General features: G+C 64.1%; 10 protein-coding genes. 5 read left to right on the forward strand and 5 right to left on the reverse strand.

Annotated features, from left to right (window positions below; translation table 11 throughout):
- Positions 1 to 77 precede the first annotated feature (77 nt).
- From scpA to NVV79_RS04610, 5 genes are all read left to right on the forward strand, one after another.
- Complete coding sequence (scpA, locus tag NVV79_RS04590) at positions 78 to 2,198, forward strand: methylmalonyl-CoA mutase (RefSeq protein ID WP_303986716.1); 2,121 nt, start codon at positions 78 to 80, stop codon at positions 2,196 to 2,198.
- Positions 2,195 to 2,599 carry a methylmalonyl-CoA epimerase gene (gene mce / locus NVV79_RS04595; RefSeq protein WP_303986718.1) on the forward strand — a complete coding sequence of 135 codons (405 nt, stop codon included), beginning with the start codon at positions 2,195 to 2,197 and terminating at the stop codon, positions 2,597 to 2,599. The genes scpA and mce overlap by 4 nt, the downstream gene beginning before the upstream one ends.
- Positions 2,600 to 2,780: 181 nt before the next feature.
- Positions 2,781 to 3,545, forward strand: a complete 765-nt coding sequence (locus NVV79_RS04600) for a DeoR/GlpR family DNA-binding transcription regulator (protein ID WP_303986720.1) — start codon at positions 2,781 to 2,783, stop codon at positions 3,543 to 3,545.
- Between the two features lie 144 nt (positions 3,546 to 3,689).
- Positions 3,690 to 6,332, forward strand: coding sequence for an EAL domain-containing protein (locus NVV79_RS04605; protein ID WP_303986722.1), 2,643 nt, complete (start codon positions 3,690 to 3,692; stop codon positions 6,330 to 6,332).
- 132 nt (positions 6,333 to 6,464) lie between these two features.
- Positions 6,465 to 7,499 (forward strand): Gfo/Idh/MocA family protein, encoded by a 1,035-nt coding sequence (locus tag NVV79_RS04610; RefSeq protein ID WP_303986724.1) that lies wholly within the window; start codon positions 6,465 to 6,467, stop codon positions 7,497 to 7,499.
- Positions 7,500 to 7,632: 133 nt separating this feature from the next.
- Here NVV79_RS04610 and NVV79_RS04615 read toward each other — a convergent pair whose 3' ends face one another.
- The 5 genes from NVV79_RS04615 to NVV79_RS04635 are packed head-to-tail and all read right to left on the reverse strand — an operon-like array spanning position 7,633 to position 12,890.
- On the reverse strand, positions 7,633 to 8,466 hold the full coding sequence (locus tag NVV79_RS04615; RefSeq protein WP_303986725.1) for a dipeptide ABC transporter ATP-binding protein: 834 nt from the start codon (positions 8,464 to 8,466) through the stop codon (positions 7,633 to 7,635).
- Positions 8,463 to 9,305: an ABC transporter ATP-binding protein gene (locus tag NVV79_RS04620; RefSeq protein ID WP_303986727.1), complete on the reverse strand. Its 843-nt coding sequence runs from the start codon at positions 9,303 to 9,305 to the stop codon at positions 8,463 to 8,465. Before NVV79_RS04620 ends, NVV79_RS04615 begins: the two co-directional genes overlap by 4 nt.
- Before the next feature lie 3 nt (positions 9,306 to 9,308).
- Positions 9,309 to 10,223, reverse strand: coding sequence for an ABC transporter permease subunit (locus NVV79_RS04625; protein ID WP_303986728.1), 915 nt, complete (start codon positions 10,221 to 10,223; stop codon positions 9,309 to 9,311).
- An 8-nt stretch (positions 10,224 to 10,231) separates the two neighbouring features.
- Positions 10,232 to 11,239 (reverse strand): ABC transporter permease subunit, encoded by a 1,008-nt coding sequence (locus tag NVV79_RS04630; protein WP_303986730.1) that lies wholly within the window; start codon positions 11,237 to 11,239, stop codon positions 10,232 to 10,234.
- A gap of 55 nt (positions 11,240 to 11,294) precedes the next feature.
- A complete protein-coding gene (locus NVV79_RS04635) occupies positions 11,295 to 12,890 on the reverse strand; it encodes an ABC transporter substrate-binding protein (RefSeq protein ID WP_303986732.1) in 1,596 nt (531 codons plus the stop codon).
- Positions 12,891 to 13,019 lie beyond the last annotated feature (129 nt).

Below are 13,019 nucleotides of genomic sequence, written 5' to 3' on the forward strand. Positions count from 1 at the left end.
GCAGGTGTTGAACTTCCCGAGCATCGGCATGCGTCTCCCTCCCCCTTGTGGGGAGGGATCAAGGAGTGGGGGTTGCGATGTCTGAAAAAGCCAACTTTTCTGCTTGGGCCGCCCTCGCGCAAAAGGAACTGCGCGATACCCCGCTCTCCTCGCTCGACCGCGACTATGGCGGCATTCCCGTCAAGCCGGTCTATCTCGGCCCGGACGGGCAGGTCCCCGGCGTCGAGCCATTCACCCGCGGCGTCCGCGCCACCATGTATGCCAACCGGCCCTGGACCATCCGCCAATATGCCGGCTTCTCCACGGCACGGGAGAGCAATGCCTTCTATCGGCAGGCGCTGGAAAAGGGGCAGAAGGGCCTGTCGGTTGCCTTCGACCTCGCCACCCATCGCGGCTATGACAGCGACCATCCCCGGGTCACCGGCGATGTGGGCAAGGCGGGCGTCGCCATCGACTCCGTCGAGGACATGAAAATCCTGTTCGACGGCATTCCGCTCGACCGGATGAGCGTCTCCATGACCATGAATGGCGCCGTCATTCCGGTGCTGGCCATGTTCATCGTGGCGGCGGAAGAGCAGGGCGTGAAACAGGCTCAGCTCGACGGGACCATCCAGAACGACATCCTCAAGGAGTTCATGGTCCGCAACACCTATATCTATCCGCCCGAGCCCTCGATGCGGATTGTCGGCGATATCATCGCCCATACGGCGCGGCATATGCCCAAGTTCAACTCGATTTCCATCTCGGGCTACCACATGCACGAGGCCGGGGCGACGGCGGTACAGGAGCTGGCCTATACCTTGGCCGACGGCATGGAATATGTCCGCGCCGCCCAGGCCCGCGGCCTCGATATCGATGCCTTTGCCGGGCGGCTGAGCTTCTTTTTCGGCATCGGCATGAACTTCTTCCTCGAAGTCGCCAAGCTGCGCGCCGCGCGCCAGCTCTGGAGCGAGATCATGACCGGGCTGGGGGCCAAAGACGCCCGCTCCAAGATGCTGCGCACCCATTGCCAGACTTCGGGCGTGTCCCTCACCGAGCAGGACCCGCACAACAATATCGTGCGCACCACGATCGAGGCCCTCGCCGCCACTTTGGGCGGCACGCAGAGCCTCCACACCAACAGCTTCGATGAAGCCATCGCGCTGCCCACCGAATTCTCTAGCCGCATTGCCCGCAATACCCAGCTCATCCTGCAGCATGAATCGCGCATCACCGACGTGGTCGATCCGCTGGGCGGCTCCTACTATGTCGAGACGCTGACCAGCCAACTGGTCGAAGAGGCGAAAAGGCTCATCGGCGAAGCCGAAATGCAGGGTGGCATGACCCGTGCCGTGCAATCGGGCGGCCCCAAGCTCGAAATCGAAAAGGCGGCCGCCCAGCGCCAGGCCCGCGTCGATCGCGGCGAGGATATCATTGTCGGCGTCAACCGCTACCGGCTCGATGTGGAAGATGCCATCGACGTGCGCGAGATCGACAATGCCAAGGTGCGCGCCGAGCAGGTCGCCCTGCTCCAGCGCGTCCGTTCCAGCCGCGACGAGGCCAAATGCCAGTCCATGCTGTCGGCACTGCGCGAATATGCAGCCAAGGACGAAGGCAACCTGCTCGAAGCCGCCATCGAGGCCGCGCGTGCTCGCGCCACTTTGGGCGAGATCAGCCAGGCCATGGAAGACGTCTTCGGCCGCCACTCGGCCGTGACCCGCGTCATCTCCGGCGTCTACGCCGGCGGCTATGGCGACGATCCGGAATTTTCAGCCATCAGCACCCGCATCGAGAGCTTCAAGGCGGCCCGTGGGCGCGCGCCCTCCATCTTCATCGCCAAGATGGGACAGGACGGGCATGACCGCGGCGCCAAGGTCATCGCCTCGGCCTTTGCCGATCTCGGCTTTGCCGTCCATATGGGCGACCTGTTCGAAACCGCACCCGAAGTGGCCGCCCATGTCGATGAACTCAAGGTCGATGCGGTGGGCGTCTCCTCGCTCGCCGCCGGGCACAAGACGCTGGTGCCGGAACTGATCGGGGCACTGAGGGATCGGGACCTGGGCGACGTCACCGTCATCGTCGGCGGGGTCATTCCCGAGCAGGATTACGACTTCCTGTTCGATTGCGGCGTGGCCGGCATTTTCGGCCCGGGCACCAATGTGCTGAGCGCCGCCTTTTCCGTGCTGAGCCAGATCGAGGGAAGGTTGAGCAATCGATGATCGGCCGTCTCAATCATATCGCCATCGCCGTCCCCGATCTCGCCGCAGCCGCCGCTCGGTATCGCGACCTGCTCGGCGCCCATGTCGGCCAGCCCCAGGCATTGCCCGAGCATGGCGTTACCGTGGTCTTCATCGATACCGGCAATACCAAGGTGGAATTGTTGGAGCCCCTGGGCGACGCCTCGCCCATTGCCGCCTTTCTCGCAAAGAACCCCTCCGGCGGCATGCACCATATCTGCTTCGAAGTGCCCGACATTCTCGCCGCCGCCGAAACGCTAAAATCCGGCGGCGCCCGCGTGCTGGGCGATGGCAGTCCAAAGACCGGCGCTCATGGCAAACCGGTGCTGTTCCTGCACCCAAAGGACTTCGATGGCACGCTGATCGAGCTGGAGGAAGTATAGCGGCATCCGCACCATATCCTCCGAAGACCTCATGGTGAGCTTGTCGAACCACGAGGTCGGGCGCGTGGAGGCCCGGATGCCACGACCTCGTCCTTCGACAGGCTCAGGATGAGGTCTGTTGAGGGTTCGGCGGTTTCACTACCTTTCCCTGCCTTTCGTTTCGACCTAAAACGAAAGCACCATGCTCGATACCACTGCCCGCCATCAGGCCATTCTCGACCTTGCCCGCCTGCACAATCGCGTCACGGTGGACCAATTGGCCGCCGAATTCGCCGTTTCGGTGCAGACCATCCGCAAGGATCTCAATGCGCTGTGCGACCAGCGCCTGCTGACCCGCGTACATGGTGGGGCCACGCTGCCGTCGGGCGTCGAAAATCTCGAATATGAAGCGCGCCGCCGCATCGCCGCCGAGGCCAAGGACGCCATCGGCCGGGCCGCCGCCGCACTCATCCCCAACGATGCGTCGCTGTTCATCAATATCGGTACCACCACCGAGGCGGTGAGCCAGGCCCTGCTCGATCATTCGGGCCTGCTGGTCATCACCAACAATATCAACGTCGCCAACCGCATGCGGGTCTATCCGCGCTTCGAAGTGGTCATTGCCGGCGGCGTGGTGCGCCCCTCCGATGGCGGTATTGTCGGCGAGGCGGCGGCCGGGTTCTTTTCCCAGTTCAAGGTGGATTACGCCATCATCGGCGCCTCGGCGCTGGACGAGGAAGGCGCGCTGCTCGATTACGACTATCGCGAGGTCAGGGTGGCGCAGGCCATCATCGCCAATGCGCGCCATGTGATCCTGGTGGCCGACCAGGGCAAATTCGCCCGCTCGGCCCCGGTGCGCATTGCCCGCATCGACCAGATCGCCACTTTCGTCACCGACCGCTGTCCCTCCGAGCGCTTCCGCGCACAATGCACGGCGGCCGGGGTGGATCTTGTCGAAGCATTATGAGGCAAAACCGTTAGCCCTGCGCTAACCACGCGATCAGTTCATCTCACTGATAAGCCAAACATAAACGCCCTTGGTCCAAGCTGGGGACTAGGCTGGCCAGAAGGCCGGCAGCGGATGGCAATCTTGAATTCGAACGCGTCACATATGCCCGAACACCGTCTGAGCTGGTTGCGGCCAATCCTGCTGCCGGCGCTGGTGGCGGTTATCGTGCTAGTGGCCGGCGGCGTCTTCCTCGATCGGCAGAGCAGCGTGCTCAACGAGGAGCGCATGCGGGCGGCCGTGCTGGCCGAGGTCTCGCTGATCCGGGCCAAGCTCGAGGGCAATATCAACGGCAATATCCAGCTCGTGCGCGGGCTGGTCTCGGTCATCTCCACCGAGCCGGATATGGACCAGACGCGTTATTCGGCACTGGTGTCGAACCTGTTCGAGGAACAGAGCCAGTTGCGCTCCATCGCTGCGGCGCCAGATTTCGTCATTTCCATGACTTACCCGCTCAAGGGCAATGAGGCGGCCATCGGGCTCGATTATCGCACCAATGCTTTGCAGGGCGCGGCCGCCCTGCGCGCCCGCGATGCCGGCAAGCTGGTGCTGGCCGGGCCGGTCAATCTGGTGCAGGGCGGCCGCGGCTTCATCGGCCGCTTCCCGGTCTATATGGATACGCCGGCCGGCCGCGCCTTCTGGGGCCTGGTCTCGGCCGTGGTCGATGTCGACCGGCTCTATGCCGATAGCGGGCTGTTCGACCCGGCCCGGTCGATCGATATCTCGATCACCGGCAAGGATGCGACCGGCAGCGAGGGCACGCGCTTCTTCGGCCCCGATCTGGGGCAACAGAACCCGGTTCTGGCCGAGGTTACCCTGCCGACCGGTTCGTGGGAAATCGCCGCCGTGCCCAAGGGTGGCTGGGCGGCGGCGCAGGACACTGGCGGGCTGCGCGCGCTGATGTTCATCGCCGGGGCGCTGATCCTGCTGCCCATCGTCATTACCGGGCGTCTGGTGGGCGAGCGGCAGGAGCATTTCCGCGAGGCCAAGGCACGCGAGGCCGAACTGGCCCGGCTGTCGCGCCGGTTGGGGCTGGCGCTGGATGTGTCCAAGGTCGGCGTATGGGAAATGGATGTAGCCACCGGCCGGGAAACCTGGGACGCCAAGACCAACGAACTCTATGGCCTGCCTGCCGACGGCGGTCCGCGCAGCCACGACAACTGGAAGGCGGCGGTGCATCCCGAAGATCAGGAGCGCGCCGAAGCCGACTTCCGCCGGATGATCGCCACCGGGCGCTATGAATCGGATTATCGCGTGCTGCTGGATAGTGGCACCCTGCGCCATGTCCGCTCCGTCGGCGCCCTCTATCGCGAGCCGGGCACGCCCGACAAAGTTATCGGGGTCAACTGGGACGTGACGGCCGACGTGACGCTCAACGAGGAGCTGCGGCGCGCCACACAACTGACCGAGGCGCGCAATCACGAGCTTGAGCTGGCCCGTGTGCGCATCGAGCACAATGCGCTGCATGACAGCCTGACCGGGCTGCCCAACCGTCGCTATCTCGACGACATGCTCAAGCGCCACGCCGCCGCGGGCTATCAGGACAGTGCCAGCATGGCGCTGCTACATATCGATCTCGACCGCTTCAAGCAGATCAACGACACGCTGGGTCATGCGGCGGGCGACGCCATGCTGGTCCATGCCAGCGCCGTGCTGCGCGACAATTGCAGCAATGCCGATTTCGTCGCCCGCATCGGTGGCGACGAATTCGTGGTGCTGACCACAGCCAGCCAGGGCGATATCCATCTCGCCACGCTGGCCGAGCGTATCGTCAAGCAGATGCGCCAGCCGGTGACCTATGAAGGGCATGAATGCCGCTTCGGCGTCAGCATCGGCATTGCCGCCGACCGCGGTACGCCCATCGACGTGAAGCGCCTGCTCATCAATGCCGATATCGCGCTCTACCGGGCCAAGGCACGCGGCCGCAATCGCTTCGAATTCTTCTCCGAAGCCCTGCAGGCCGAGGTGGTCAAAACCAAGAAAGTGGCCGACGAAATCCTCAGCGGGCTGGAGCGCAACGAATTCGTCGCCTGGTTCCAGCCGCAGTTCGACGCCCATACGCTCGACGTGGTAGGCGTCGAGGCGCTGGCGCGCTGGCAGCATCCGAGCGAGGGCATCAAGGCGCCCGACGCCTTCATGCCCACCGCTGAAGAGCTCAACGTGGTCGCCACCATCGACCGGCTGATCCTCGAACAGTCGCTCACCGCCCTGGCCGGCTGGGACAAAATGGACCTTGCCGTGCCGCGCGTCTCGGTCAACGTCTCGCTGCGCCGGCTCAATGACGAAGACCTGATCAACGGGTTGCGCCAGCTCAATATCGAGCCGGGACGGCTGTCGTTCGAACTGGTGGAATCGATCTATCTCGACGAAGGCGACGCCGTGGTCGGGTGGAATATCGACCGCATCAAGGAACTGGGCATCGATGTCGAAATCGACGATTTCGGCACCGGCTATGCCTCCATCGTGTCGCTGCAGAAGCTGCGTCCCAGCCGGCTCAAGATCGACCGGCAACTGGTCAATCCTATCCTGGTCGATCCCGGCCAGCGGCAATTGCTCGCTTCCATCGTCGATATCGGCAAGTCGATGGGTATCGAGGTCGTGGCCGAGGGCGTCGAGACCATGGAACACGCGGCCATCCTGCGCGACCTGGGCTGCGATATCCTGCAGGGCTATGCCTTCTCCCGCCCGCTCAGCCCCGCCGATCTTGAAGCCTTCCTGCGCGCCGGGACCTGGCGTAAGGCGTCGTAGTCCGGCCACTCTCCTGGCCAAAACTGCACCATTCCCGTGATGCGGGACTCTCCGCACGAAAGATGGATTCCCGCCTTCGCGCGAGCGCGATGCTGGGCTACAAGACCATCTTGTATGGTACCGGAGATGAGCATGAACGAGCAGAAGCGTTTTGGCGTTGGCGTGGTCGGAGCCGGCATGGGGGCCAAGCCGCATGCCCTGGCGCTGCAATCGCTGGCCGGTAGCATCGATGTGCGCGGCGTCTATCGGCGCAATCGGGCCGAGCTTGAAACCTTCTGCCAGACCTATGGCTTCCCGCCGGCCGAGAGCTACGAGGCGCTGCTGGCCGATGACAGGATCGACGCCATCCTCATCCTCACCACGCCCAATGCTCGCGAGGATCTCGTCGCCGCCGCGGCGCGAGCCGGCAAGCATGTGCTGATGGAAAAGCCGGTGGAGCGCACGCTGGCCGCGGCCGAGCGCATCGTCGCCACCTGCGACGCAGCCGGCGTCAAGCTTGGCATCATCTTCCAGTTCCGCTTCCGCCACGCCTCGCGCCGGCTGGCCGAGATCGTGGCCGAAGAGCGCTATGGCCGGCTCGAAGCGGCACATCTGGTGGTGCCGTGGTGGCGTCCGCAGGCGGGCTATTACGACCAGCCCGGACGGGGCACGGTGGCGCAGGATGGGGGCGGCGTGCTCATCACCCAGGCCATCCATTCGCTCGACCTGATGCTCAGCCTGTGCGGACCGGTCGATGCCGTCACCGCCATGGCCAGGACCACGCGCCTGCACAAGATGGAAACCGAGGATTTCGTCTCGGCGGGGCTCGAATTTTCCAATGGCGCGGTCGGCGCCGTCATGGCCACTACGGCCAGCTTCCCCGGTGGGCCGGAAAGCCTGACGCTCAACTTCGCCCGCGCCACTGCGACGCTCACCGCTGGAACTCTCACCATCCGCACCATGGCTGGCGAGACCATTACCGAGGGCGAGCCCAGCGAAGGTGGCGGAGGCGCCGATCCCATGGCCTTCCCCTTCGACTGGCACGCCGCCCAGATCGCCGATTTCGTCGATGCCGTCCGCCACGATCGCCAGCCGCTCAGCAACGGCCATACGGCCCTGCATGTGCATCGACTGATCGAGGCGGTGATGGCATCGTCGCGGGAGGGGAAACGGGTGGCGGTTGGTTAGGGGATACCCCCACCTAACCTCCCCCTGATAGGGGGAGGAATCCGGCCGGCGGGTGTGGCTGGATCGTGCCACAAGCTCAATCTGTTCCTCCCCCTATCAGGGGAGGTTAGGTGGGGGTATCCGGCAAGGGCTCCTACCCCGCCAGCGCCGCCTTCCTGGCCAGCCGTTCCTTGATGCTCTCGACGCTTGATTTGGGCGTCGCGGCAAACAGCGTCCGCGTATATTCGTGCTGCGGATTGCTGAACACTTCGTCGCGCGTGCCGTGCTCCACCACGTCGCCGAAATACATCACCATCACCTCGTCGGCGATATAGCGCACGACGGAAAGGTCGTGGCTGATGAACACATAGGTCAGCCCGAACTCGTCCTGCAGATCCTTGAGCAGGTTGAGGATCTGCGCCTGCACGGAAAGGTCCAGCGCGGAGACCGGCTCGTCCAGCACGAGGAAGCTCGGATTGAGCATCAGCGCCCGGGCGATGGCGATGCGCTGGCGCTGGCCGCCCGAGAACATATGCGGATAGCGGTTGAAATGCTCGGGGCCGAGGCCGACCTTGAGCAGCATCTGCATGGCTTTCTGCCGCCGTTCGTCGTTGGGCATGTCGGTATTGAGCAAGAGCGGCTCGGCCAGCACTTCGCCGATCTTCTGGCGCGGATTGAGCGAGCCGTAGGGATTCTGGAAGACGATCTGCACCTTCTGGCGCATCTTCTTCGTCACGCCGTGGCTGGCATCGACCTTGTCTCCGTCGATCAGGATGTCGCCCGAGGTCTGCTGGTCGATCAGCGTGATCATGCGCGCCAGGGTGGACTTGCCGCAGCCGCTTTCCCCGACCACGGCCAGTGTCTTGCCCTTTTCGAGCTTGAAGTTCACGCCCTTGACGGCATGCACCACACGGGCCGGGCGGAACAGGCCGCCCGAGGTCACGTAATCGCGCTTGAGATCGCGCACTTCGAGGACGGGAGTGGTCATTGGCCGGCCTCCGGCGCGAAATTGAAGTCGGCCACGGTCGGCAGGCGATCGCCCACCGCATTTTCCGGCAGGGCCGAGAGCAGCGCACGGGTATAGTTGGAAGCGGGGTTTTCGAAGAGGGTCAGCACATCGGCCTCCTCCATCTTGTGCCCCTTATATTGCACGATGACCCGGTCGGCCGTTTCGGCCACCACGCCCATGTCATGGGTGATCATGATCAGCCCCATGCCGGTATCGGCCTGGAGCTTCACCAGCAGGTCGAGGATCTGCTTCTGGATGGTCACGTCGAGCGCGGTGGTCGGTTCGTCGGCGATCAGCAGCTTGGGGTTGCAGGCAATGGCCATGGCGATCATCACGCGCTGGCACTGGCCGCCGCTCATCTGGTGCGGGAAGGCGCCGAGCCGGTCGGCCGCATCCTTGATGCCGACCAGTTGCAGCAGTTCGATGGCGCGATTGCGCGCCGCCCTGCCCTTGAGGTCCATGTGGCGGGAGAGCACTTCCTCGATCTGGAAGCCGACGGTGAAGCACGGATTGAGGCTCGCCACCGGCTCCTGGAAGATCATGGCGATATCCTTGCCGATGATGCGCCGCTTGTCGCGCGCACTCATGGTCAGCAGGTCCTTGCCCTCGAATTCCATCCTGTCGGCGGTGACCGTGGCCGTGCCGGGCAGCAGGCCCATCACCGCCAGCATGGCCACCGACTTGCCGGAGCCGGATTCCCCGACAATGGCCAGAACTTCGCTGGCATCGACCTTGATGTCGATGCCGTCGACCGCCTTGAACAGGCCCACCGACGTATCGAAGGCCACGCTGAGGTTCTCGATTTCAAGCAGAGCCATGGGTCAGCTCCTCTTGAGCTTGGGGTCGAGCGCGTCGCGCAGCCCGTCGCCGACGAGATTGATCGCCAGCACCGTGATGAGGATGGCCAGGCCCGGGAAGGTCACCACCCACCAGGCGCGCAGGATGAACTGGCGCGCCTCGGCCAGCATGGTGCCCCATTCGGGGGTTGGCGGCTGCGCGCCCAGGCCAAGGAAACCGAGCGCCGCCGCGTCGAGAATGGCGGTGGAGAAGCTCAGCGTGGCCTGCACGATCAGCGGGGCGAGGCAGTTGGGCAGGATGGTCTTGAACATCAGCCGGAAATGGCCGGCGCCGGCCACGCGCGCCGAGGTCACATAGTCCTTGCCCAATTCGCCCAGCACGGCCGAGCGGGTCAGGCGCACGAAATGCGGCTGCAGCACGAGCGCGATGGCGATCATCATGTTGAACAGGCCCGGCCCCAGGATAGCCACCATCACCAGCGCCAGCAGCAGCGAGGGGAAAGCCAGGATCAGGTCCATGATGCGCATCAGCACGATATCGACCCAGCCGCGGGCATAGCCGGCGATGAGGCCCACGACGATACCGGCGCTGAGTGCCAGCACCACGACGACCGCGCCGATGAGCAGGGAATAGCGGGCGCCGTGGATGAGACGGGAGAGAATGTCGCGGCCCACCGCATCGGTGCCGAGCAGGAAGTCGGCACGGCCGCCTTCAAGCCAGACCGGCGGCACCAGCAGCGCATCGCGATATTGCTGGATCGGGGAATGCGGCGCGATCCAGTTGGCGAACAGCGCCGTCAGCACCAGCAGGATGAAGACGACGAGGCCGATGACGGCGCCGCGATTGACCGAGAAATAATACCAGAATTCACGCAACTGGATCAGCGGGCTGATCTTGGGCGCGGCATTCGGATCGGCGACGGTAACGGGGGTGGACATGTCGCCTCCTAATTGTGCCGGATACGGGGGTTGATGAGCCCGTAGAGCACATCGACGATGAGATTGACCGCCATGACGATCAGCGCGATCAGCAGCAGGCCCGCCTGCACCACCGGATAATCCCGACGCCCGATGGCGTCGACCATCCACTTGCCGATGCCCGGCCAGGAGAAGATGGTTTCGGTAAGGATGGCGCCCGCCATCATCACCCCGACCTGGAGGCCGATCGTGGTCACGACGGGGATCAGCGCATTGCGCAGGGCGTGCTGGCCGATCACCTGGCGCGGAGCGAGGCCCTTGGCGCGGGCGGTGCGCACATAGTCGTCGCCCAGCACTTCGAGCATGGCGGAGCGAGTCTGGCGGGCAATCACCGCCAGCGGAATCGTACCCAGCGTGATGGTGGGCAGGATCAAGTGACGCAACGCCGAGACGAAGGCGCCATCCTGCCCCGACAGCAGGGCGTCTATGGTCATGAAGCCGGTGACCGCCGGGAAGAAATACAGCAGGTCGATGCGGCCCGAAACCGGGGTCCAGCCGAGATAGCCGGAAAAGAAGATGATGAGCAGCAGGCCTAGCCAGAAGATCGGCATGGAATAGCCGACCAGGGCGGTGCCCATCAGCGTCTGGTCATACCAGGAGCCGCGCTTGACCGCGGCGATGACGCCGGCCGGAATGCCCAGGACCACCGCGAAGATAATGGCGCAGGCGGACAGTTCGACAGTCGCCGGAAACAGGGTCAGGAAGTCCCGGATCACCGGACGCTTGGTCGAGACAGAGATACCGAAATTGCCCTGGAAGATACCCATGAGGTAGTCCCAGTACTGGACCCAGATCGGCCGGTCGTAGCCGAACTGCTCCATCAGCATGGCGTGGCGTTCGGGCGTGACGCCGCGCTCACCGGCCATCAGCAGGACGGGATCGCCGGGCAGGACGCGGACGAAAGCAAAAGCGAGGATCGTGATGCCGATAAAGGTCGGCACGATCAGGATGAGGCGATTGAGAAGGAAACGGATCATGTGTTCTTGCCGGGAAGCCGGGGGCGCCGCTGGGCGCCCCCGGTCTTAGTCCCGATTACTCGGTGATGTCGACGCCATCAAAGGCATGCGTGCCCTTGGGGTCCATGACGTAGCCGGTGACCTTGGTGGACATCGGCATGAAGACCAGCGAGTGCGCGATGGTCGCCCACGGCGCCTGGTCCTTGAACACCACCTGCGCCTGTTCGTAGAGCGCGGTGCGCTCGGCCTGGTCGGTGGTGATCTTGGCGTCCTGGGTCAGCTTCTCGAACTCCTCGTTGCACCACTGGGCGCGGTTGTTACCGCCCACGGCGTCGCAACCAAGCAGCACGGACAGGAAGTTGTCCGGATCGCCATTGTCGCCGGTCCAGCCCAGCAGCACGGCACCGTCACGATCGACGGCAGACGACTGCTCGAGATATTCGGCCCATTCCATCGAGACGATCTCGACCGTCACGCCCACTTCGGCGAAGTCGGCCTGGATCAGCTCGGCCATGCGGCGGGCATCCGGGTTGTACGGGCGCGACACCGGCATTGCCCAGACCTTCATCGAGAGGTTCTCGATGCCGGCGGCAGCCAGGGCGGCCTTGGCGCCTTCGGGATCGTAGGGGTCATCGACGATGGCGTCGTTGTAGGACCACATGGTCGGCGGGATCGGGTTCTTGGCGACGGTCGCCTGGCCGGCGAACACGGCCTCGATGATGGCTTCCTTGTCGATCGCCATGTTGAGGGCCTTGCGGACGGCCGGGTTGTCGAAGGGCGGCTGCTGCGTATTGTAGCCCAGGAAGCCGATATTCAGGCCTTCCTGCTCCAGCAGTTGCAGGTTCGAGTCGCCGCGGATGACATCGAGGTCAGCCGGGTTCGGGTAGGGCATGACATGGCATTCGCCGGCCTGCAGCTTCTGCAGACGGACGGCCGGATCGGTGGTGATGGCGAAGACCAGGTCGTCGATCGGCTGCACGCCACCCCAGTAATCGTCGAAGCTGGCATAGCGGATGGCCGCATCCTGCTGGTAGTTGACGAACTGGAACGGGCCGGTGCCGATCGGCTGCTGGTTCAGCATTTCCATGGTGCCGGAAGCGGCGAGCTGGTCGGCATATTCCTTGGACATGATCGAAGCGAAGTCCATGGCCAGGTTGGCGATGAACGGGGCTTCGGGACGGGTCAGCACGAACTTGACCGTGTAGTCATCGACCTTTTCGATGGAGGACAGGAGCGTGCCCATCGACATGGAGTCGAAATAGTTCCAGGCGATGCCCGGCGAATAGGAATACCACGGATTGTCCGACTTCCACTGGCGTTCGAACGAGAAGAGCACGTCGTCGGCGTTGAAATCGCGGGTCGGGGTGAAATAGTCGGTGGTGTGGAACTTGACGCCCTGACGCAGGTGGAAGGTGTATTCCAGCCCGTCTTCGGACACGTCATAGCTCTCGGCCAGGCCCGGCTCGGTGGCCGAGGAGCCCTTGGTGAACTGCACCAGGCGGTTGTAGATCGGACGCGAGGAGGCGTCGAACGTGGTGCCGGCAGTGAACGGTGCGGGGTCGAAGCCTTCAGGCGAGCCTTCCGAGCAGTAGACCAGCGTCTTGGCCTGGGCCGCGCCGACGGTCAGCGCGAGAACCGCGGATGCCGCCAGCAGCGTTTTCATCAATTTCATGATTGTTGTCTCCCGAAACTATTATGCGCACCCGGCTTTACCACCGGGGCTTGGGCGCCAACAAAGCCTAGAATCCATGGGAGCGCAAGCAGGCAGTTTGACCATTTGGTCAATCTGATGGCAGAGAAA

The organism is Devosia ginsengisoli (genome assembly GCF_024707105.1).
In the GTDB taxonomy this organism is placed as follows: domain Bacteria; phylum Pseudomonadota; class Alphaproteobacteria; order Rhizobiales; family Devosiaceae; genus Devosia; species Devosia ginsengisoli_A.

Coding starts and splice junctions, on each gene's coding strand:
- scpA (WP_303986716.1), top strand. CDS start 78: ATGTCTGAAAAAGCCAACTTTTCTGCTTGGGCCGCCCTCGCGCAAAAG.
- mce (WP_303986718.1), top strand. CDS start 2,195: ATGATCGGCCGTCTCAATCATATCGCCATCGCCGTCCCCGATCTCGCC.
- NVV79_RS04600 (WP_303986720.1), top strand. CDS start 2,781: ATGCTCGATACCACTGCCCGCCATCAGGCCATTCTCGACCTTGCCCGC.
- NVV79_RS04605 (WP_303986722.1), top strand. CDS start 3,690: ATGCCCGAACACCGTCTGAGCTGGTTGCGGCCAATCCTGCTGCCGGCG.
- NVV79_RS04610 (WP_303986724.1), top strand. CDS start 6,465: ATGAACGAGCAGAAGCGTTTTGGCGTTGGCGTGGTCGGAGCCGGCATG.
- NVV79_RS04615 (WP_303986725.1), bottom strand. CDS start 8,466: ATGACCACTCCCGTCCTCGAAGTGCGCGATCTCAAGCGCGATTACGTG.
- NVV79_RS04620 (WP_303986727.1), bottom strand. CDS start 9,305: ATGGCTCTGCTTGAAATCGAGAACCTCAGCGTGGCCTTCGATACGTCG.
- NVV79_RS04625 (WP_303986728.1), bottom strand. CDS start 10,223: ATGTCCACCCCCGTTACCGTCGCCGATCCGAATGCCGCGCCCAAGATC.
- NVV79_RS04630 (WP_303986730.1), bottom strand. CDS start 11,239: ATGATCCGTTTCCTTCTCAATCGCCTCATCCTGATCGTGCCGACCTTT.
- NVV79_RS04635 (WP_303986732.1), bottom strand. CDS start 12,890: ATGAAATTGATGAAAACGCTGCTGGCGGCATCCGCGGTTCTCGCGCTG.